The 21,223-nt window shown below is 66.8% G+C and carries 21 protein-coding genes; 9 read left to right on the top strand and 12 right to left on the bottom strand.

Annotated features, from left to right (window positions below):
* Window positions 1-207 precede the first annotated feature (207 nt).
* Window positions 208-1,302, top strand: coding sequence for a histidine kinase (locus AB0H50_RS33565; RefSeq protein ID WP_357460753.1), 1,095 nt, complete (start codon window positions 208-210; stop codon window positions 1,300-1,302).
* The gene (locus AB0H50_RS33560) at window positions 1,290-1,997 is read left to right on the top strand and encodes a response regulator transcription factor (protein WP_357460751.1); all 708 of its coding nucleotides are present in this window, start codon (window positions 1,290-1,292) and stop codon (window positions 1,995-1,997) included. Before AB0H50_RS33565 ends, AB0H50_RS33560 begins: the two co-directional genes overlap by 13 nt.
* A gap of 223 nt (window positions 1,998-2,220) precedes the next feature.
* Here AB0H50_RS33560 and AB0H50_RS33555 read toward each other — a convergent pair whose 3' ends face one another.
* Both AB0H50_RS33555 and AB0H50_RS33550 read right to left on the bottom strand, forming a co-directional pair.
* A complete protein-coding gene (locus AB0H50_RS33555; protein WP_357460750.1) occupies window positions 2,221-2,466 on the bottom strand; it encodes a hypothetical protein in 246 nt (81 codons plus the stop codon).
* A gap of 606 nt (window positions 2,467-3,072) precedes the next feature.
* A complete protein-coding gene (locus AB0H50_RS33550; RefSeq protein WP_357460747.1) occupies window positions 3,073-3,654 on the bottom strand; it encodes a TetR/AcrR family transcriptional regulator in 582 nt (193 codons plus the stop codon).
* Here AB0H50_RS33550 and AB0H50_RS33545 point away from each other — a divergent pair.
* The 4 genes from AB0H50_RS33545 to AB0H50_RS33530 all read left to right on the top strand — a co-directional run bounded on the left by AB0H50_RS33545 (window position 3,567) and on the right by AB0H50_RS33530 (window position 10,472).
* Window positions 3,567-4,328, top strand: a complete 762-nt coding sequence (locus AB0H50_RS33545; RefSeq protein ID WP_357460745.1) for an oxidoreductase — start codon at window positions 3,567-3,569, stop codon at window positions 4,326-4,328. The genes AB0H50_RS33550 and AB0H50_RS33545 overlap by 88 nt on opposite strands.
* Window positions 4,329-4,721: 393 nt before the next feature.
* Window positions 4,722-7,841: a BTAD domain-containing putative transcriptional regulator gene (locus AB0H50_RS33540; RefSeq protein ID WP_357460743.1), complete on the top strand. Its 3,120-nt coding sequence runs from the start codon at window positions 4,722-4,724 to the stop codon at window positions 7,839-7,841.
* 57 nt (window positions 7,842-7,898) lie between these two features.
* Window positions 7,899-9,077, top strand: a complete 1,179-nt coding sequence (locus tag AB0H50_RS33535) for a serine hydrolase domain-containing protein (RefSeq protein ID WP_357460741.1) — start codon at window positions 7,899-7,901, stop codon at window positions 9,075-9,077.
* Between the two features lie 6 nt (window positions 9,078-9,083).
* A complete protein-coding gene (locus tag AB0H50_RS33530; protein WP_357460738.1) occupies window positions 9,084-10,472 on the top strand; it encodes a serine hydrolase domain-containing protein in 1,389 nt (462 codons plus the stop codon).
* 126 nt (window positions 10,473-10,598) lie between these two features.
* Here the strand turns inward: AB0H50_RS33530 and AB0H50_RS33525 are convergent, their stop codons facing one another.
* Window positions 10,599-11,138 carry a TetR/AcrR family transcriptional regulator gene (locus AB0H50_RS33525; protein ID WP_357460736.1) on the bottom strand — a complete coding sequence of 180 codons (540 nt, stop codon included), beginning with the start codon at window positions 11,136-11,138 and terminating at the stop codon, window positions 10,599-10,601.
* Window positions 11,139-11,223: 85 nt separating this feature from the next.
* Between AB0H50_RS33525 and AB0H50_RS33520 the strand changes: the two genes are divergently transcribed.
* Both AB0H50_RS33520 and AB0H50_RS33515 read left to right on the top strand, forming a co-directional pair.
* Window positions 11,224-12,117, top strand: a complete 894-nt coding sequence (locus AB0H50_RS33520; RefSeq protein ID WP_357460733.1) for an LLM class flavin-dependent oxidoreductase — start codon at window positions 11,224-11,226, stop codon at window positions 12,115-12,117.
* Window positions 12,117-13,406 (top strand): FAD-dependent oxidoreductase, encoded by a 1,290-nt coding sequence (locus AB0H50_RS33515; RefSeq protein WP_357460731.1) that lies wholly within the window; start codon window positions 12,117-12,119, stop codon window positions 13,404-13,406. Before AB0H50_RS33520 ends, AB0H50_RS33515 begins: the two co-directional genes overlap by 1 nt.
* A gap of 24 nt (window positions 13,407-13,430) precedes the next feature.
* On the opposite strand, the gene AB0H50_RS33510 is transcribed toward AB0H50_RS33515, so the two are convergent.
* The 4 genes from AB0H50_RS33510 to AB0H50_RS33495 form a co-directional block, all read right to left on the bottom strand.
* Entirely contained in the window at window positions 13,431-14,345 is a 915-nt protein-coding gene (locus AB0H50_RS33510; protein WP_357460728.1) for an MBL fold metallo-hydrolase, read from the bottom strand.
* 175 nt (window positions 14,346-14,520) lie between these two features.
* Window positions 14,521-15,327 (bottom strand): alpha/beta hydrolase, encoded by an 807-nt coding sequence (locus tag AB0H50_RS33505; protein WP_357460725.1) that lies wholly within the window; start codon window positions 15,325-15,327, stop codon window positions 14,521-14,523.
* Window positions 15,328-15,360: 33 nt separating this feature from the next.
* Window positions 15,361-15,546 (bottom strand): hypothetical protein, encoded by a 186-nt coding sequence (locus AB0H50_RS33500; RefSeq protein WP_357460722.1) that lies wholly within the window; start codon window positions 15,544-15,546, stop codon window positions 15,361-15,363.
* A gap of 762 nt (window positions 15,547-16,308) precedes the next feature.
* Entirely contained in the window at window positions 16,309-17,214 is a 906-nt protein-coding gene (locus AB0H50_RS33495) for a class I SAM-dependent methyltransferase (protein WP_357460720.1), read from the bottom strand.
* 430 nt (window positions 17,215-17,644) lie between these two features.
* Here AB0H50_RS33495 and AB0H50_RS33490 point away from each other — a divergent pair, with 430 nt between their 5' ends.
* Entirely contained in the window at window positions 17,645-18,097 is a 453-nt protein-coding gene (locus tag AB0H50_RS33490) for a hypothetical protein (RefSeq protein ID WP_357460717.1), read from the top strand.
* A 12-nt stretch (window positions 18,098-18,109) separates the two neighbouring features.
* On the opposite strand, the gene AB0H50_RS33485 is transcribed toward AB0H50_RS33490, so the two are convergent.
* From AB0H50_RS33485 to AB0H50_RS33465, 5 genes are all read right to left on the bottom strand, one after another.
* Window positions 18,110-18,382 carry a hypothetical protein gene (locus tag AB0H50_RS33485; RefSeq protein ID WP_357460715.1) on the bottom strand — a complete coding sequence of 91 codons (273 nt, stop codon included), beginning with the start codon at window positions 18,380-18,382 and terminating at the stop codon, window positions 18,110-18,112.
* Window positions 18,383-18,522: 140 nt separating this feature from the next.
* The gene (locus AB0H50_RS33480) at window positions 18,523-18,849 is read right to left on the bottom strand and encodes an SDR family oxidoreductase (RefSeq protein WP_357460713.1); all 327 of its coding nucleotides are present in this window, start codon (window positions 18,847-18,849) and stop codon (window positions 18,523-18,525) included.
* Window positions 18,764-19,009, bottom strand: coding sequence for a hypothetical protein (locus AB0H50_RS33475; RefSeq protein ID WP_357460800.1), 246 nt, complete (start codon window positions 19,007-19,009; stop codon window positions 18,764-18,766). The genes AB0H50_RS33480 and AB0H50_RS33475 overlap by 86 nt, the downstream gene beginning before the upstream one ends.
* Before the next feature lie 508 nt (window positions 19,010-19,517).
* Window positions 19,518-19,862: a three-helix bundle dimerization domain-containing protein gene (locus AB0H50_RS33470; RefSeq protein ID WP_357460797.1), complete on the bottom strand. Its 345-nt coding sequence runs from the start codon at window positions 19,860-19,862 to the stop codon at window positions 19,518-19,520.
* A 504-nt stretch (window positions 19,863-20,366) separates the two neighbouring features.
* A complete protein-coding gene (locus AB0H50_RS33465) occupies window positions 20,367-21,107 on the bottom strand; it encodes a TetR/AcrR family transcriptional regulator (protein WP_357460711.1) in 741 nt (246 codons plus the stop codon).
* Between the last annotated feature and the right edge of the window lie 116 nt (window positions 21,108-21,223).

Genomic DNA, 21,223 nt, shown 5'->3' with positions numbered 1-21,223 from the left:
CGCAGTCGACCATCAGGGAAACCGCGATGAACTGGGAATTCGGCACCGATAGCGTGCATTTCATGGACAAAGCTGTTGTGGCAAAGACACACTCCACCGATTTCGATGGGGTTGCCGCATGGGCGGTCGGGTTGATCGGTGGCGCCAGCGCGCTGGCGCTGGCGGTGTGTGTTGTTCGCCGCTCGCGTTCCGGGCTAGCCTGCACTCGTGGTCATCCCCCACCTCCCCGACCCGCTTGTGCGGGCGGTGCGTGCCCTGGTCGGCGCGGCATTCGGGACTGTCACCGCGCTCACCGGACTGTGCGCGCTGGTCGTCGACCGCCGAACCCGGCTGCGGCGCCACGCGCGTCGAGATCGTCGGCGGTTGGTGCAGTGGTTCGGGGCCACATCGGCCAGCGACCTGCCCGACCGTGACCCCAGGAGATATGTCCTGGCGCGTTGTGGTTACGGAATCGTCGGCGGTATCTTGCTCGTCACGGCGCTGACAAGCGCGATGGGCTATCTCGGGTGGACGGTCGAGCTGACGATACGAAGCCGAATCCCTATCCATACCAGCGCGGTAACGATGGCGGTCAGTGCTGTCGGCCTCTATCTGTGCGCGCGATTCGCGGTCGCCCTCGGTCGGTGGGATGTCGCTCTCGCACTGCGCTTCCTCGGGGACGACATGACACAGCGACGCCTACGGGAACTGGAACGCACCCGCGCCGACGTCGTGCGTGCCGTGGATGACGAGCGACGTCGTATCGAGCGGGCATTGCATGATGGTGTGCAGCAGCGTGCGGTCGCGGTGGCACTACAACTGGGCCGGGCTCGCCGCCGCGCAACGGGGGAGCGGGCAGAATTGGGTACCGAACTCGATCGCGCCGTCGCCGAAGCCGGACAGTTGATCCGCGACTTGCGCGAAGTGGCCTGGCGGATCTATCCGTCGGTGCTCGACGAGCAGGGCCTCGAAGTGGCCCTGCGTGGGCTGTCGGCACATACGACGATGCCGCTGAGACTTCATATCGACCTGGACCGCCGACCGCCGACCGCGATCGCGGCCGCAGCGTATTTCGTGATCGCCGAAGCGGTGACCAACGCAGTCAAACACTCCGGCGCCCACAATGTTTCGGTATCGGTCACCGCGTCCCCCGATCGAATCACCGCTGAAGTGCGCGACGACGGTTCCGGCGGAGCCGACCCGGCGGGCGCGGGCCTCACCGGATTGCGACGGCGCGTCGCCGCCCTCGACGGAACTCTACGGGTCCGCAGCCCGATCGGCGGACCGACAATACTGACAGCGGAGCTGCCGTGCGCATCGTGATCGCCGAAGATTCCACGCTGCTGCGCGAAGGGCTGACCCGCCTGCTGACCGACGAAGGCCATGAGGTCACGGCCGTCGGCACCGCGATCGAACTGCTACACGAAATAGATAGCACCACAACAGATCTCGCAATCGTGGATGTGCGAATGCCGCCCACCCACTCAACGGAGGGTCTCGATGCCGCCCGGATCATGAAGGCTCGCTATCCCGACCTGGGTGTACTGGTGCTGTCCCAATATGTCGAACAGCGCAACGCCATCGAACTCATCACCGCAGGCCGCGGCGGAATCGGATACCTACTGAAGGACCGCATCGCCGACATCGACGCATTCCTCGCCGACTTGAACCGAATCGCAACCGGGGGTACCGCGTTCGACCCCGAAGTGATCCGGCAGCTGTTCGCCCAGCAGCGACAGGCACGCCCCCTGGCAGCACTGTCACCTCGTGAACTGGACGTCCTCGGGCTGCTGTCCCAGGGATTCACCAACAGCGGGATAGCCGAAAAGCTGTCTCTGTCGGTCAGCGCGGTCGAGAAGCACGTCAATGCCATTTTCACCAAACTGGAATTGGTCAAAGACTCCACCCACAGCCAACGTGTCCGCGCCGTGCTGATCTATCTCGAACAGAACGCGTCATCGGCGGCGTCGCCAGGTCGACCAGGCCCAGAGGATGGTCGGCGGTATGCGGCGGGGTGAGTGCAAGTAGGGGAGCGGGGAACGCACAGTCGGCCCAACGCTGTTCACCGCAGGGCGGCCCTGCCTTTCACCCGGCCGAGCAGGACCAGGGTCACCAACGTCACCAGCATGAGCAGGGCTCAGTGGGCGAACGAGCTGTCCTGGAGCTGGTGCATGCGTTCGAGTTGGTCCAACAGCCCTCGAACCGGCGCCTTCAGTTGCTCGGTCACCACCCCGATCGTGATCACCAGCCCTCGTCCTTCTCGGAGTCGGTAGTGACTTGCTTGGTCACGGGGTCGAGCTTGTGTCCGCGCAGAATCTCATCGGGGATCTCGGTGCACGGGCTCCACAATGGAGTGGTCTTGCCGTGGACGATCCTGCCCTCGGTGGCCTGCCCGGCGACGGTAGAGGTGCATCCGGCCACGCCAGCCGCCAGCATCACAGTGCCCAGGGCTGCGAATCGGCGCGGAATCATCCGATGGCCCTTCATCTTGCGCGGCTCATCGTGGAAAAGCGAGATCCGGCTCACTCCTAACGGGCAACGACTTCCCTCGTCGCGAGCTGACCTGATGCCGGGGTGTCGAACATACGGGGTGCAGTAGACGCGACCTGGCATCGGCTGCTGGGCCGCGCGGTGGACGCGCATGCGGCCCGGTAGCGAGGTGCCGGATCGGCGGTGCGGGCCTGCGCAGTGACGGCTCGCTGCAGCACCGCGGGAGCTTGCCCGCTGTTGCGGCGGGGAATTGTGCGGGAATGCGCTGGTTTGACGCGACACTCTTGCCGAAACACGTTGCTGGCCGCGGTTCAGCTTCCACCTGCCCGACCTGAACGGAACCCACCGTCCGCCGCGCGATCCGGACGCCTCCGACGACGAATAAGCTCCGGCCATGACCCCGGACGAGCGCCTGCCCCGGGGCGGAACGGTCACTGCGACCATTCCACGAACTCCTGTGCTGTGATGACGGTGTCAGAGGTGGTGACATGCCCGCAGGGCCACGGGTCCCAGCGATGGTCGGCGGCGCTGAGCGTACCTCGGGGGAGCCAATCGAAGGCGGTGATCCGATCCTCGGCAGCGGCCTGGTGGTTCGGGCATAGTTCACCGCGGGCGGTTGCCGCGTAGGAACTGGTCGGCGGCGGCATCGACGAGACCGTCGAGTAGGTCCGGTTTCACGATGTTGCCGTTGATGAGCGAGGCGATGCCCTGAAGGGTGGCGAACAGGACGATGCCGATCTGTTCCGGGGCGCCTGCCTGTAGTTCGCCTTGTTCCTGCCCTTCGATGATCAACTCGTTCATCAGTCCGAACGGCGCTTGCGCGGCGACGGCGATTCGTGTGGCGTCGGGTCGGTGCTTGCTCGTGTACATCAGGTCGACAAGTGCTGCGTTGTCGGTGGCGAAACGGATGTAGGCCGTCATCGCTGCCCGGATCCGCGCGGCGAAGCCCCGGTCGGCGCCCGCCAATGCCGTGTGCAATGCGGTGTGCAGTCGGGCGAAACCGGTCTCGGCGAGTGCGTCGAGCAATCCTTGGAGGTTGGAGAAGTGCCGCCGTGGCGCCGCGTGGGTCACGCCGACCTCTCGGGCCAGGTCGCGCAGTGTCAATCGGTCGGGGCCACCTTCGCGGAGTGCGCGCTCGGCCGCGTCGAGGAACGCGGTGCGCAGGTTTCCGTGGGGACCTGTCATCGATCCGCGCCTTCGCCGAGCAGGTCACCGAACCTGTGGATGTGCTGGTCAACAACGCCGGGGTGATGATTCCGCCGCTGTCGCGTACTGCCGATGGCTTCGAGTTGCAGTTCGGCACCAACCATTTGGGGCACTTCGCGTTGACGAATCTGCTGCTGCCCCGGATCCGTGACCGGGTTGTCACGGTATCGTCCAACGGCCACCGGGCAAGTTCGATCGACTTCGATGACCTGAACTGGGAACGAAAGTCCTACCGCGCGATGGCGGCCTACGGTCAGTCCAAACTCGCCAATCTGCTGTTCACCACAGAACTTCAGCGGCGGCTCACCGCAGCGGGCTCGCCGGTGATCGCGACCGCCGCGCATCCCGGCATGGCGGCCACGAACCTGCTGCGCTTCGACGGCGGCTCACGCATCCGCTACCGCATCCAGAAATCGGTGGCAGATCTGTTCGCCCAGAGCGACGACGATGGAGCGCTACCGACGTTGTTCGCGGCTGTCGCCGACATTCCCGGCGACAGCTACGTCGGCCCGAGCGGATTCCTGCAGGGGCGTGGGGCACCGCACCTCGTCGGCCGCGCCGCGAAAGCGCGGGACACCGATTCGGCGCGTCGTCTGTGGAAGGTGTCGGAAGAGCTGACCGGAGTCGCGTTTCCGTGGCGCGCACCGCACTGACCTGAACGTGGCCTTGCGTGGGTCTGGTTACCTCTTCACAGCCCCTCGACGACCGGTAGTCAGCAAGACCCTCCCCGACCAGGGCTACGCCATATCCGTTGTTTTTCGGCGATTACCACCGGGACTCCACCCGGGGCGATCCGATCCGCCCTTCGATCGTGCCGTGACGTGTTCAGCCATTGAGTGAGTTGGACGGAGACTCCGGTCCTGGGGTCCGGACGGATTGGTGAGGAGGTTGAGGGCGTCCTCGACCGGAATGGTCCATTGGTCTTTCGCGGAAGCGAACCGTTGGTACAGCTGGGCACTGTCGGCGCTCGGTCGGGCAGCTCGGCTCAGCGGCGCCCAGATCCCCTCCAGGACCGGGGATTCGCGGCGGCTGGTGACAATGGGTCGGTGAGCAAAGATGGCGGGATTCTGGTGACGGTGCTCGGGCCGGTTCGGGTCTACGTCGACGGATCGCCGGTCGGCGTTTCCGGCGCCAGGGTGCGCCTGCTGTTGGCCAGGTTGGCGTTGGCGCACGGTCGGCTGGTTTCCGCCGATGCGCTGATCGAGGATCTGTGGGGTACGGATTCGCTGGCCGACTCGGCCAACACGCTGCACGCGCTGGTGTCGCGGTTGCGCAAGGTCGTCGGCGCAGGGGCGGTCGAGCTGGCGAACGGCGGCTACCGGCTCGCGGCCGAGGTGGACGTATCGGGGTTCGAGGAGCTGGCCGCGCGCGGTCGCAGGGAACTGGCCGCTGACGAGCCCGCCGCTGCCGTCACCAGTCTCGATGCGGCACTTGGCTTGTGGACGGGCGCGGCGCTCGGCGATCTGCCCGACGTGCCGTTCGTCGGTTCGGCGGCCGCGCGGCTTGCGGAGTTGCGGCTGGCCGCCGTCGAAGACCGGTTCGAGGCGAAATTGCGGCTGGGGCGCCACGGCGAGGTACTGGCCGAGCTCGCCGCGGCCGCGGCAGCGCATCCGCTGCGTGAGAGGCTGGCTGCGCTGCGGGTCCGCGGGCTGTACGAGGCGGGGCAGCAGTCGGAGGCGCTCGCCGCGTACGAGGCGATACGCGGCGAACTCGCCGAGCAGCTGGGCGCCGATCCGGGGGCCGAGCTGCGGCGGATCCATCTCGCGATGCTGCGCGGCGAACTCGAGCCTCTGGTGGAACGTCCGACCCTCGCGCCGGGGCGGCTGCCGGCACAACGCACCAGCTTCACCGGGCGGGACGCGGAGCTGAGGCTGCTCGCCGAGCTGCTCGCAACCGCCCCGCTGGTGACGATCGTCGGGCCCGGCGGCGTTGGCAAGACACGGCTGGCCATCGAGGCGGCGGCCGCACATCCGGCCGGCGAGCAGGGCAGGCTGTGGTTCGTCCCGCTGGCCGGGGCGAAGGACGACGTCGCGGGGACGGCGCTCGGGGTGCTCAGTGCCGCGGGGGTACGCCTCGGCGGAGGACGGCAGGGGATGCTCGAGCACCTGGCGGAGTTGATCGGGCCGGAGCCGGCGGTGCTGGTGCTGGACAACTGCGAGCATCTGGTCACCGCGGCCGCGGAATTCGCCGACCGGATGCTGGAACGATTGCCGCGCTTGATGATCCTTGCCACGAGCCGGGAGCCGCTGGCGATCACCGGTGAGTCGCTGTGCAGGCTCGGTCCGCTGGAACTGCCGACGGGTCGAGACGTGGCGACTGATGCCGCGGCGGTTCGGCTGTTCGTCGATCGGGCGCGGGCCGCACGACCCGACTTCACAGTGGACGAATCGACCGCGGGCCACATCGTCGACATCTGTGTGCGGTTGGACGGCCTGCCGCTGGCCCTGGAGTTGGCGGCCGCCCGGTTGCGCTCGATGACCGTCGAGCTGATCGCGCGCCGCCTCGACGACCGGTTCCGGCTGCTCACCTCGGGCAGTCGGGTCGCGCTACCACGGCACCGGACGTTGCGCGCGGTGGTCGAGTGGAGCTGGGAGCTGCTGACCGAGCGGGAGCGAATGCTGGCCGGGCGGCTGTCGATCTTTCCCGGCGGTGCGACAGTGCCCGCGCTGGAGTCTGTCTGCGCGGACGGGTCGCTGCCCGCCGACGAGATCGTCTACGTGCTCAGTTCTCTGGTGGACAAGTCGCTGGTGCAGTGGGACGGCCTGCGGTACCGGATGTTGGAGACCGTCCGGGCGTACGCGAGCGAGCGGCTCGGCGAACACCGATCCCTCTGCGCGCGTTTCACGCGATATTTCCTGGCGCTGGCCGAGGAGCACGAGCCGCGCCTGCGGTCGCGGGAACAGCTCGCCTCGATGCGGTGGTTCGACGTCGAGTACGACAATCTCGTATTCGCGCTCGGCACGGCCATCGACGACGGCGGCGCGGAAACGGCGGCGCGGCTGGTCGGTTCGCTGCTGTGGTACTGGCATACCTTGCGTTTCGACGCCAGAGCGGAGGGTTTCGTGGCCGCTGTGCTCGGCTTCGGCGACGCCGTTCCTGCCAGGCACCGCGCCGCTCTCACCGCGCTGCATCAGGTGACAGCCGTCGATGGGGCGGCCACCGATCCCGAGCAGGTGCGCACCGTCATCGAGGACTGCCTGCGCACCGGCGCGCTGGAACACCATCCGGCGCTGCTGATCGCGACGGCTCCCATGGCGTACTTCTACGGTTATCGCGACCTGGCCGAGCGCCTGCTGCACGGCACGGAGAATCACCGGGATCGGTGGGTGTCGGCTGCCGCGGCTTGGGCGCGTGGTGTCTTCCGCAACGATCAGGGCGACTGGTCGGGTGCGGCGGCCGAACGGCGGCGGGCGCTGCGCGATCTCGAGGAGGTGGGCGACCGGGTCGGCCTGGCGTTCATCCTGGGCAGAGTGGCGAGGGACTATTCGCTGCGGGGCGATCACGACTGGGCCATCACCGCCCTGACACGCTGTGTCGCGCTCGCGGCCGAGGTCGGCACGGCAGAAGAGATCTCATACCGAGCCAGGCTCGGCACCGAACGATTGCGTGCGGGCGATCGAGACGGGGCTCGGCATGATCTGGATATCGCGCTGCGGCAGGCGGTCGAACGCGGCAAACCGCACCTGCGGATCGAGGCACTGATCGGGATGGCCGAACTGTACCGACGCCGGGGCGAACCGGCCCGTGCCGAACAGACGCTCGACCACCTCGAAACGCTCGTGCGCGGGCAATCGGGCGTCGAGCTGACCGCCGCGGTGCTCATCGCCCCGGTCAGGGCATCAATTCGGCTCGACACCGGTGCGGCGACGGCGCGGGAACCACTGCCCATAGTGGTGGCGACGGGCAACGCCGCGCGCGATCTGGCTGCGCCCGCCGCGGAACTGCTGGCCAGGTCGTTGGCGCAGGAAGGGGACGCGACCGGGGCAGCGACGGCGCTCGGCATGAGCCAGGTGATTCGAGGGACGTTCGACCGTGGAGATCCCGAACTGCGCGCGCTGGTCGGCGATCTCACCGCACGTCTCGGCGCGGACGCCTACGCGCTGGCTTTCGACCGCGGCGCCGAGATGTCGCGAGAGGGGGCACTGCTTCGGCTGCGCTCGCTCTGACGACCTCCGTCAGTGGGATTTCAGACTCCTGTCAGCGCGTATGGACATCGTGAACCCATGACCGATATGCGAAAGAGCCCCACGACAGCTTCCGTGAGCGCTGGATACGAGCGAGTGCAGCAGGCGCTGGACCAGGTGGTGGCGGAGCAGAGCTCCCCCAGCGCCGTCGCCGAGATCCGGGACGAGAGCGGCACCTGGTTCGGCTCGGCAGGGGTGGCCGATCTAGGGACCGGCCGCCCCCGCGATCCGGGCGATCGCTTCCACGCGGGCAGCGTCAGCAAGGCGTTCATCGCCACCGCGCTGCTGACGCTGGAGGCCGAGGGAAGCCTGAGCCTCGACGACACCGTCGACACCTGGTTGCCGGGCGTGGTCAGCGGCAACGGCAACGACGGCACCCGAATGACCATCAGGCAGCTGCTCTCCAACACCAGCGGTCTCGGCGTGACCGGCCTCAGTCCAGAGATCGTGCGCAGGTACCACACGCGATCCGGGTTCGCCGAGAACCGCTTTCACGTCTGGACCATGGATGAACTGCTGCGCTTGCAGATGTCCATTCCGCCGGTGTCGGCGCCGGGCGCCGGCTTCGCCTACGCCAATGGCGGGTTCCAGATCGCGGGCGCGATCATCGAGAGGGCGACCGGGCGTAGCTATGCGGACGAGATCGACAGGACGGTGATCCGACAGCTCGGGCTCGCCGACACGTACGTGCAGGATCTGTCCGAGTCGCGGCTGCGCGGACAGCACTGCAAGGCGTATTCGAAGGGCCTGTTCCTCCGTGCCGGTGTCGACCCGGAAAGCCTCACGGCGGAGAACTACCAGTCGCTGCTGGAGGAAACCGGCGGCGATCCGCTCGACATCACGGAGCGGACGTATTTCGAGGGGCCTGCCGGTTGCGTCGTCTCGACCACCGGTGACCTGCTCCAAGTCGCGCACGCGCTGATCACCGGCTCCCTGCTGCCACCGGCGCAGCATCGCGCGATGTGGACGACAGGGCCCACCGCGAACTGGATTCCCAACGCCCGCTACGGACTCGGAGTGTCGACGTGGCCACTGGCCGACGGCCGCGTGCTCGACGTCCTGTCCGGCATGACGGGCGGCACCGCCTCTGTCACCCTCGGTACTCCCGACGGTGCGCTCATCGTCTCCTTGCATCTCAACGGAGATTGGAACTGGTACATGGCCTGCTATCAGATAGCCGAGGCGGTATTCGGTTCCCCCTTCGACGTGGCTGGATGAGGAACGATGACGACGAAACTCGACGCACTGTCGAACTGGCTCGACAAGCGGCTCCCCGAAGTGATCGCCGCGCACGGGGTGCCCGGCGCGGTCGTCGGCGTGTACGCGAACGGGGAATTCCTCGACCGTGCCGCGGGGGTGCTCAACACTCGCACCGGTGTCCCCGTGACCACCGAATCGCTGTTCCAGATCGGTTCCATCTCCAAGGTGTGGACGGCCACTTTGGCGATGCGACTGGTCGAGGAGGGAAAGCTCGATCTCGACCTGCCCGTCCGCACTTATCTGCCGGAATTCCGGCTGGCGGACGAGTCTGCGGCCGCGAGGATCACTACTCGCCAATTACTGTGCCACACAGCAGGATTCGAAGGCGACCTGTTCACCGACACCGGTCGTGACGACGAGGCCATCGCCCGGTTCGTCGAACTACTCGGCGAGGCACCGCAGCTCTTCGAACCAGGGGAGCTGTTCTCCTACAACAACGCGGGCTACTGCGTGGTCGGCAGGATCGTCGAAACCCTGTACGGCACACCGTATCTACAGTGTCTTCGCGAAAAGCTCATCGCCCCTATGGAACTGGTGCACACCGCCATCGATGCCGAGGAGGCCATTCTGCACCTGGCCGCGGTCGGCCACCAGCAGCCCGGACAGCAGGATGATCCGCCCCAGCCGGTCGGTGTCTGGGCGCTGCCGCGCTCCCTCGCGCCCGCGGGCTCGGCGCTGACGATGAGCGCACGCGATCTGCTCACCTTCGCCCGCGGCCACCTGTCCGGCGAGAACGTGCTCACTGACAAGACCATCCGAGCCATGCGAACCGAGCAGGTGTCGCTTCCTCGGCAGACCGGGCACGGCGACGGGTGGGCACTCGGCTGGGAGATCTTCCACACCGATGGCCCCACCATCTACGGCCATGATGGCACCACCATCGGTCAAGCCGCGTTCCTGCGGATCATCCCCGAACTCGATATCGCGGTCGCGCTGCTCACCAACGGCGGCGCAGGCGCCGCCATGCATCACGAACTGCTCGGCCACATACTGCGCGAACTCGCCGATATCGAACTGCCCGCGCTGCCGACGCCGCGTGCGGGCACGATCGACGCGAGCCGCTTCCTGGGTACCTACGGCAACTCGATCGCCGACATCACCATCAGCCAGGACGACACCGGTGCCATCTGGGCCGAGCAGGTACCCACCGAGAAATACACCGGATACGTTCCGCTCCAACGGTTCCAGCTCCTGCCGTACGAGGCCGACACCCTCATCACAGCCGAGCGCAGCAACGGTATCCACACCGTGTACGCCCTCGTCGGCGCCGGCAAGGCTCGCTTCCTGCACACCGGCCGCGCCCTACCCCGTCGGCCCGCCCCGACCGAGTCGACGCCGTGCCCGCCTACGTAATCGCCCACCTCATGGATGCCGCCCCGCATCCGGAGAACGCCGACTACATCGAGTATCTCCCCGGCACCTTCGAACCACACGGCGGCCGATACCTCGTCCACATGACGGAGCCCGAAGTGTGCGGGTCTATTTGCTGGCTTCCAACCCGTCGAGCAAGAATTGGAGCCCGCGTCGCCACCAGTCGCCGCCCAGGCTGATCGACTGGGCGTTGAGCCAGATCAAGCGATCGAGGTCGGCTGAGGTGAGGTCGCTGCGCAGTTGGCTGTCGGCCTGCGCCGCGGTCATGAGCTGCCGGCCGTATTCGACGGCGCGGCGGTTGACGTCCTGTAGTGCGTCGGCCTCGGGAAACCGGCGGGCGAACACCTCATTGAAGGTCGGGTCGGCCGCCTGAGACTCGGCGAGTGCGATGACATAGCTGGAGAACCGCTCCCATGGCGTCGCGCCGGCCACGGACGCGATTGCGGCATCGAGTTTCTGCGCGGCGATGTCGGCGAGGACGGCGTCGATCAAACCTTCGCGGCTGCCGAACCGGTGATAGATCGTGCCGACGCTGACTCCGGCGCGGCGCGCGATCTCCTCCAGCGGCGCGTCCAGGCCGCGTTCGTCGAACACCTCCGACGCCGCGACGCGGATACGTTCCAGGTTCCGCAGCGCGTCTGCCCGCACGTTCCCTCCTCCGGAATAACTTGAAGCACCATCAAGTTAGCGTGTATGTCTCAACTCGAGGCTACGTCAAGATATGGAGGATCTCATGACCGACTACGGTCACGAACCCACCTTCGGGATCAGCATCGACCCCTCGGCCAACGATCTGGGTGAGGCGTTCGAACTGGCTCGCCGTGCCGACGAGCTGGGCCTGGACCTGCTCGCGGTCCAGGACCACGCCTATCAGCCGGGTCATCTCGACGCCTGGACTCTGCTCACCTACCTCGCGGCGGCCACCGAAAGGATCTCGGTCATGACCGATGTGGCCGACCTACAGCTGCGGCCTCCGGCGATGCTGGCCAAGGCCGCATCCACGCTGGCGGTCCTGAGCGGGGGCCGGGTTCAGCTCGGCGTCGGCGGCGGGCCGTTTCCCGACGCCATCGCCGGCATGGGCGCGGCGGCGAAGGCCGGACGCGAGATGGTCGACTACGCCGATGTCTCGATCGAGATCCTGACCCGTGCGCTGCGCGGCGGACCGGTCGAAGCGGGCAACGATCAGCATCGGGTCGCCTATGTCGCAGGCCCGCGCGCGGCGACGATTCCGCCGGTGTGGCTCGGTGCTCAGAAGCCGCGCATGCTGCGGCTGGTGGGTCGGCGGGCACAGGGCTGGATCTCGCCGCTCAACATCTACGTTCCGCCCGAGGACGTGCCGGACAAGCAACGAATCATCGACGAGGCCGCGGTGTCGGCCGGGCGCGATCCCGGCGGCATTCGTCGGATCTACAACGTCATCGGCGCGATCGGTCAGCCTACGCGCCAAGGACTTTCGGGTGATCCGGACGTGTGGGTCGATTTCCTGGTCCGCGCGGTGATCGAGCTCGGGTTCGACACTTTCATCTTCTGGCCGGTGGCCGACGCCGAACGCCAGATCGGCCTGTTCGCCCGTGACGTTGTTCCCGCAGTGCGCGAGCGGGTGGCCGAGATGAGGCGGTCGCTGTGATGACGTTGCCGACTTCCCTGCACGCGGTCACCCCGGCCGATGACGGGTATCGATTGCTCCGTTCGACCTACACCACCGTCCATTCTCCGTCGGTGATCCTGCTGCCGAGGTCGGAATCGGAGGTCTCCGAAGCCCTCGCCTACGCCGCAGGCTCCGGACTTGCGGTGTCGATTCGCAGCGGCGGCCACGGGCTGTCGGGATCATCGTCCAACGACGGTGGTGTGGTGATCGACCTCGGCTCGATGAACTCGGTGTCGGTCCTCGACCCGGGTTCGGGTCTGGTGCGGCTCGGTGCGGGTGCGCGCTGGGCGCAGGTAGCGGCCACGTTGGGTCGCCACGACCTGGTGATCAGCTCCGGTGACCACGGAAACGTGGGTGTGGGCGGACTGGCCACCGCTGGCGGCGTCGGCTGGCTGGTCCGCTCCTACGGTCTGACGATCGACCACGTGCGCGCGGCGACGGTGGTGCTGCCCTCCGGTGAGATCGTGCGGGCCGACCCGGCTTCCGAGCCTGACCTGTTCTGGGCACTGCGTGGTGCCGGGGCCGAGGTCGGTGTCGTGACCGAGTTCGAGATCGAGGCGATGCGTTTGGACGGTGTCCAGGTGGGGCAGCTGATGATCGAGGTCGATGAGGCCGCCACGGCGATACGGCATTGGTCGGAATTCATGGCCGCCGCGCCGCGCGAACTCACGATGAGCGGCATCCTTACCCCCGCGGGCAGCGGTGTGGTGCTCGCGCTGACAGTCGTCGTGGCGAGCACCGACCCGCAGATCGCCGCGGCCGCGCTCGCTCCGCTGGCCGGTCGACGCGGGATCCACCGCAGTGAACTCCAGCTCGCTCGATACACCGATCTGATGCCGCGCGGTCACGTCCATGCCAACCTCGGCCAGCAACAGTCGACCACGACGAACGCGCTGTTGGGACAGCTGACGAATGCCTCCGCGCGCGCGGTGATCGACGTGGCGCGCCACCGGTCTCGACCTTTTGTCCAGGTCCGCGCGATCGGCGGCGCCGTCAACGACATCGCTGGCGATGCGACGGCCTACGCACACCGTGACGCGGAGGTGTTGGTGACGGTGAGTTTGTTCCCGCCGCATTCCGGCAGCGAGGTGCAGGCGGCGGCTGGTCCGCTGTGGCCACACGCGGTCGGTGCGTATCGAAACTTCGAGAGCTCGCCCACAGCCGAGACTTTCGACCGGGCTTTCCCGGGGGAAACGGGTGAGCGCGTCCGTGCCCTGGCCGCCCTCTACGATCCCGACGGCTTGCTGCATCGAGGGGAGTCCAGGTGAGGTGCAACGCTGCCGCAGGGGCGATCAGAAGTCCCAGACAGCCGGAACGCAACGAAAGGCGTTGCCAGCGGTCGCCACGTGGCAGACGGACGGGAATGGCAAGTGAGTGGCCACCAGAGCCTCGCGGCTGGCCGCCAGCTCCTGCAAGAGACGGACGCGGACGCGGGCAGCCTCCTCAGGATCGTGTTCGAAGCCGTTGAACCAATCGGGGCGGTCGAACGCCACCTGGAACACGGCGTCTCCGGCGAACGTCAGACGGTCGCCGCCGGACGCCAGGCGGACCACGCTGTGCCCGGGAGTGTGCCCGCCGGTGCGACATGCGACCACCCCGGGCGCCACCTCGTACTCCGTCTCGAACGGCCGCAGTCGGCCGCGGTACTCCTCCAGGAACCGTGTGGCGGCCGACCGAAGCGCGTCCGGCACCCCCGCCGGCATCGAGGTGTGGGAGAAATCGGGCGACTCCCAGAACTCGGCCTCAGCGGCGGCCACGTGGACCCGCAGGTCCGGACGCAGTCCGTGCCCCAGCCCGTCGCCGAGCAGCCCACCGATGTGGTCCATGTGCATGTGGGTGAGCACCACGTCGGTCACGGATGCGGCGTCGATTCCGGCGGCCTCCAGTCGCAGGGCCAACCGCCCGGCCTGCTGGAATTCTGGGAACTCCAAGCCTAGCCCAGCGTCGATGAGCACGGTCTGGTCGCCGCTACGCACCACGACAACGTTCAGCGGCCACTCGAGCACGTCCGGCGGCAGGAACATGTCCTTCAGCCAGGCCGCCAGGTCTGCTGAGTCGGCGTTGTAGGCGATCGTCTCGGCTGCGATCGGTAGCACCCCATCGCTGATCACCAGCACGTCGATATCGCCGACCTGCACCGCGTAGCGCGACGGAACCAACTCGTCGAGGCCCGCTCTGCCGGAATGTGAGGGGTTGTCGAAGCTCATGATTGTCTCCTCGATTCGGGGGTGGAAATCTCGTCGGTGCGGGTGTGCTCCCGCCACCACGTACGGGCCCTCACCGACGAGCGCGTCGTGATCGCGAGGCCGATGTCCTTGCTCGCGCTGCTGACGACGGCGACGTTCCGCTCAGCTGCAGGTCCATGGGTTCGACCTCCCCGGGTCAGCTGCCCGCCGCGGTGTCGATGACGTCGGCGACGGCGCCGGGCTGGGATACGAGTACAGCGTGTGAGGCGGAGATCTCGGTGGTGTGCGCCCCGATGCGGCCCGACATGAAGCGCTGTGAGGCGGGCGGGATGATGTTGTCGCCGGTGGGGATCAGGGACCAGCTCGGGGTGTTCGACCAGGAGGTCGGCCCGGATGGCTCGAGGTTGGCCCACAGCGCGATCGAGCGCTGGTGGGCCAGCATGGTGGCGGCCGTCGCATCACTGACATCCGGCGCGAACACCCGGTGGAACGCGTCGGCGGCAATGTAGCCGTCGAGGTTCCTGCCGCCGATTGCGTGAGCGTCGTCGACGACCTTGACCTGCAAGACGGGCGGAAGCAGCTGACTGCCGGGGAATCGGATCGGGTCCAGTCCCAGCTGGACGGGCTCGCCCTGCGCCGGCGCGAAGGCGGCGACATAGACGAGGGCCTTCACGTTCGGGTTGTGGGTGTTGCTGATAACCGCGCCGCCGTACGAGTGGCCGACGAGCACCACGGGCCCGGAGATCCCGGCGAGGGCCTTCTCGACGGCGGCCGCGTCGTAGCCGGGTCCGCGCAGCGGGTTGTCGGGGACGACCACGGTGTAGCCGCGGCCGCGCAACTCGGCGGCGACCGGGTCCCAACTGGTGGTGTCGGCGAAGGCGCCGTGTACCAACACGACCGTCGGCGATGGTTGGGCGGCGGCAGGACTGACCAGCGTCAAGGCCAAGGCGGCGACGAGGGCGATCGTCACGAGTGCGGCTCGGGCGAATCGAACAAAGCTCATGGCGTGCTCCTTCGCTGTGTGCGCGGGACGTGGTCAGGCCGAATCTGGCCCGGCGGCGATCATCCGCAGCGGCCCGCGTTCGGTGCGGATTTCCCTCGCCGCATCGCTGCGGGGTGTGAAGTTCGCCAGGCCGCCCTGGAGCAGCGGTCGCGCGGGCGCGGGGATGCTGAAGCCATCGAACAGCCGGTCCAACTCCCCACGGTCGGCACCGATGGCCAACCGGAGCCGTGGTAGCTGTCCGCGGTCAATGCCGGAAGGTCCGCGATGACGTTTGCGTAGTCGTCGGTGATTCGCTCGACTCGGAGATTGTTCAGAGCCCCGTGGTTGGCGCAGTGGCCTCGACGGTGTCCCCATCGCCGGGCCACCCCGATGACAGCCCGCATCGTTGAACAGCTCGACCCGATTGCTCCAGCTACTGACTCGCATCCACAGTCCGTGAGTGGCCACGACCGGGATCAGTGCTGCCACAGGCGCCTCCTCGGATGCCCTTCCCCGGCGCTGATTTTACATATGTCCTGGATATGTGCAGGGAAAACCTAAAGAGCGATGAGGCGGTCGCGATGTTCGATTCGTCGTCGCGACGGCGCGGTGGCGAGGTTCGATGATATGCGCAATCATCTAGTTATCGTCACCGGTCAAGGCCACGACCCGGCGGGGACCCGCGCCCTCGAGCAACGGCCGGTGAGGGCGAGGTTCACCGACCGCCTCCATCAGCGCCATGCCGGGGTTGTCGTCGACACCGATCTCGACAACACGAACACGCTCACCCCTCTACTTCCGATCCGGACGAGATCACCGCTTTGAACTCCACGATCGACGACCCCCTAACGAAAGAAACTGACAGGTCGGTATTCGCTCGAGATACGTTGACATCCGTGTCCGTGCCCGCGCTGATGGAATCGAGCGGGATCTGTGCGGTGCTTGTTGTGCCGCGGGTCGGTGGGCTGGACGAGACTGGCGATCGATGGCCGGGCCGGTCGTTCAGTGTTCTGTGCTGGGTTTGGTGCAGGTGAATTGCATGACGTCGATGTGGCCGCTGCGGGCGTGGTCGGCGCATCCGGTCAGGTATCGGATGTAGGCGTTGTAGATCTCGGGCCCCGTCAGCTCGATCGCTCGATCGTGGTGCGCATGCAGGGCATCGGCCCAATGGTCGAGGGTGGTGGCATAGTGCGGTCCCAGTGGCTGGATGTCGGTGACGGTGAATCCGGCGTCTTCGGCGTAGGCGCTCACGCCTTGGGGGTCGCGTCCGGTCGGCGGCGGCAGCGGGTCGCCAGCGAAGATCGTTTCATACTGGAATCGCATGAAGGGGTCGTCAGCGCTGGTGTGCGCGACCTCGCGCGCGCGAAGATCGTCGCTGCTGTAGCCGATGATGGTCTGCAGCACCAGCACCCCGTCGGCGGGCAGAGTGCGGTAGGCGAAATCGAAGAAGTCGGCGTAGCGCTCGCGATGGAAATGTTCGAACGCTTCGATGCAGGTGATCCGGTCGGCGTGGCCGTCGAAGCCTTCCCAGCCTCGCAGCCATACCTGGCCGCATGGGCGGCCCCGGACGAGCCGGTCGGCGAGTTGGTCGCGCACGTACCGGTATTGGCTACGGCTGACGGTCAACCCGATCGTGTTCACCCCGCAGGTGTCCATGGCGCGCAGGATCGCCGACCCCCAGCCGCACCCGACATCGAGCAGGGTCATCCCGGGGCGCAGGTCGCATTTGCCCAGAACAAGGTCGAGCTTGCTCAGTTGGGCTTGTTCGAGTGTGTCGTCGGGGCGGGTCCAGAACGCGCAACTGTAGGTCCGCGTCGGATCCAGGAACAGAGAAAAGAATTCATCCCACGGATCGGGTTGAGCGACGCCAGGGGAGTGGACCTCACGGTTGGTGATGTGACCGGTCATGAGTGCGGGTCTTTCTCACAAGCGAGTAAGTGGCATTCATAGATGGCGGCCGATGACAGCGTGGGCTGGCTCGGATGGCCGTCCCGATGGGTCTGCGTTGTCGTCGCCGCTTCGGCGGAAACGACCGCGCGCTGTCCCTAACGCTACCGCTGTTGGCGACGGCGGGGATGATTTCCTCGCGGGCCGGGATCATCCCGCCTGCGCCACCGGTCGACACTGAAAGCCCTGACTGCGGCTGTGACCTCATGGGTCGGGGCTCGGCTCGAATGCGTGTAAAGCGTGCTGCTACGTGCCGCAAACGACGAGCCCGCCCGGCCGGATGTCCTGCACACGCCCGTTAAGCCCGACACACCCACACGACGAGCGGCTGCGGCCGTCGGGAGGCTTAGAGTTATCTGCTATGGGAGGCAGGGACCGGAAGGTCAGCCGCATGGACTCCACTGTATTCGCCCACGTTCTTGCTGAGCTGCGACACGACCTGGAAGGCCGCGCCGGGGATAGTAGGTTCGCCGCACGGGCACTCGCCGCGCAACCGGAGATTCCGGCGTGGATCGCGTGGTTGTTCGAGCATGCCGGCGAACAACTCGCGCGGATGGAGTACCAGATGCACTATCCGCTCGACCACGCTGGCGATCCGTCCGGGCGGGCCGCCGACGACTGGCTGATCACCCAACGTGCCTACCACGCCGAGTGCTCGGCCCGCTCGGTCGAACGCGCCCGCCGCTTTCACAGTGAACAGCCGGGCGTCGTGCAGGCCCATGCCCCCGCGTTGCCTGACGACGGCGAGTTCTACGCAGCACTGGCCGCCAGCAGAGAATGGACCGGCCACTGGTACTCCCGCGACCCGATCGAAGCGTGGGAACCGTCGAGCACCTCGGCCTGAGTCGCCCGGCGCTCACGACCACGCGCGGCGGGTCACCGTATCGTCCTCGCGGAAGATGAACCGGTCGGCACCCGGTAGGCCGTCTACCACCGTCGAAGAGGCCGCAGCCGGGTCGATCATGGGCCCGATGAACGCGTAGAGCTGCCAGAATTCCCCCGAACCGTCGTCGCGGGCCTGGGAGTCGTACACGAGGTCCTCGACACGCCGCCACATATTTTCCCCGGCCGGATCCTGGATCACATCACCCAGCCGCACCTCGCTGGCAGCCACCGATTCGGTACGCACATCGGTAAGTCGGGTATACCCGGATCCGCGGTTTCATCACGAGGCGGGCGCCTCGCGGCATCGGCAAGCATCGCGGCGGCACGCACCGCCATGAGCCGGTTGGCACCGGAACCGCCGCACACAAATGCCAGGGCCTTACCTCAAATAGTGGTGACGAAGCCACCGTCGATCCGCAGGTCGGATCCGGTGATATCGGCGGATCGGTCGCTTGCCAGGAACACGACCAGGTCGGCAACCTGCTCCGGAGTGGTGAACCGGCCCATGGCGGCAGCACCGGCGGTGGCGGACCTGACCTCTTCGGGGGTTTGACCGCCGGCGTCGGCGATCGTGTCGGCCACTCCACCGTCGTCCAGCCACAGCCCGGTCGTCACGGGTCCGGGGCTAATGGAGTTGACGCGAATGTTCTTCGGCCCCAATTCCTTTGACAAAGCCTTGCCGAAGTTGGTGACAGCGGCTTTGGTGGACATCGATGCCGCCGCGGTCCGCCGCAGCCGCAACCAGGTCATCCGCACCGCCGGGCTGCGACAAATCGGCGGCCACAAAGGTCACTGCCCCAGCCTCCTCCAACGCCTCGAGACCGGCCCCTCGACTGCGTGATCCGGCCACGACGTGAGCGCCGGCTTCCACCAGCGCCTGAGTGATCGCGATCCCGATGCCTTTGCTGGCGCCGGTCACGCTGGGTGCGAACAAGGCCAGAACGACCAATCGCGCATGGTGCCCAACGACAAGGAGTGATGCCCGAAAGAAGTTCCCGCACCACAAATCTCACAGAACTCGGAATGCCCATCATCGAAGGCCGATCGCCACGGTGAACGACCACAGGCTCCATGGCGGCCCATCCGAACAGCACGAGAAGCGGCATGAGCGGATGCTCGGTTCGAAGGGTGAAGGCACTGATATGCGGCAACCGAGCGTGGTCTGCTCAGTGCGTCCTACGAGGTAGGTGGGGAAACTTGTGGTGCAGGTTCTCGATCTGTCGTTGGATCTGTGCCATCTCCGCTTCGATGGCCTGGTTGGATTCCCCGCGCGGCCATTGAGCCCTTCGGCGTGCCAGAGTACGCGCGTGCTGATCGAGTTCGGCCAGAAAGATTCTGGCTTGGGCTGTTTCGGAATCCTCGCTCACGACGGACTCGATTCAGCGCATGTTGACCGCGAGTCTCCGAACGGCCTGACGCTCCACGAGCAAGGGAACGAAATCACGGACCGGTCGGCCTTCGAATCCCTGCTGGATCTCGTACACGACATCGGCGACCACACCGGCGATGGTAGGGAATCGGTCGGCCAGCCGGGTGACGAGTTGCTTGATCTGGTGGTCCTCATCATGTGCCGCCAAGGTCAATGGTTGACCGACGGTCCCCTCAGTCAACCGCTGTGAACAGATCCGCGAAGTATGCCACGAATCATGGCTCAGCGACGGTTCTCGATACGAATCCCTTTGCGGCAACAGACAATGCCGCCGGAGTAGGGGATCCGACAGCATCCGCAGGGCAAGGGCGAGAATCAGCGAACCGACGGCGGATCGAACCCAATTACGACTCATGGTCAATCGTAGACACCAGACGCCCCGCTGCCTTATCGAAGATCCTGTCGTGGCGTAGCCGACGATCGGTGCGGTGCGCGGCATGAGTGGATGTCCGAAAGTGGTTGGACGCCCACCGATTCGGGTGAACGGCCGCTTCTCATCAGGGCCGGTCGTCTTTCGAGTCGTGCGGCGGGGTTGTGGTGGGGTCGATGAGACTGTCCTCTAGGGCGAAATTGGTAGAGCCGACGTAGTGCGGTGATGAGAAGCCGTTCCCCGGCGCTGCCGTCGCGGTCGTTCGCTGGTCGCAGACGTAGTCGTCATCGGTGTGCCGGTCGCGGAAAAATGCCCTCGTTCGGCCGATTTCGTAGACCGGATCCCGCGCGGCGACGCCGGGCGAGCGTCTTCTGGCCGAGTTACGGCTGCGCAGTTGGCCGGCGCCACCGGGATGGGAGTGCGGCCTGGCTAGGTGACGGCCCTGTATCGTTCGGGGGTCTTGGGCAGGCCGACGAGATCGGCCATGAGGGTCATGTGGTGGGTGAAATACTCCGCGCGCGCCTCGATGGTGCCTTCGAGGCGGCCGAAGATCTCGAAGTTGATCAGTCCGAAGAGCTGTGTCCAGCCGACGAATACGCGGTCGAGGACTTCCTCTGGGAGGTTGCCGGTCAGCTGTGCGGTCTGTGTGCGCCGCTCGATCAGGGCGCGCAGGTCGGCACGGACAGGAGTGGGGAGTGGGGGAGACGGCGGTGGGGGATCGATGTGTCCGGCGGTGGTTGCCTCGGCGGCGATATCGGAGAGCAGGAGTACCACGACCGAGGCCGGGCCGATGGTGTCGGCGGGGGCTTTGTAGCCGGGGACCGGGCTGCCATACAGCAGGCCGTATTCGGCGGGGTGGGCCAGGGCCCAGTCGCGGACGGCGGTGCAGGCCGCGAGCCAGCGGCCGCGGTAGTCATCGTCAGGAAGCGCCGCGGCAGCGGAAGCAGCTGCCGCGCCGAGGGATTCGTAGCCCTCGAGGATGAGGGTGGTAAGGAGATCGTCTCGGCTGGGGAAGTAGCGGTAGAGCGCCGAGGCGACGATGCCCAGATCGCGGGCGACGCCGCGGAGTGAGAGGTCGGCCCCGTCTGTTGCCAGGCGTCGGCGTGCGGCGGCCTTGATCTCCTCGATCATTTCCGTGCGGACGCGGGCTCGCAGTGATGGGGCGGACATGAGGACAGTGTAGAGAACGCGTGCCTGATCAGAGAACGATCGATGCTTTCGAGAACACTGTTCTTGACAGCGCCGGACCTCGAGATCTACTGTCGAGCCGAGCGAGAACACTGTTC

Origin of the sequence: Nocardia sp. NPDC050793 (assembly GCF_040654065.1) — a bacterium.
Lineage (GTDB): Bacteria > Actinomycetota > Actinomycetes > Mycobacteriales > Mycobacteriaceae > Nocardia.
Note: the sequence above shows the minus strand (reverse complement) of the source record. Positions and strands in the feature narration are given on the sequence as shown.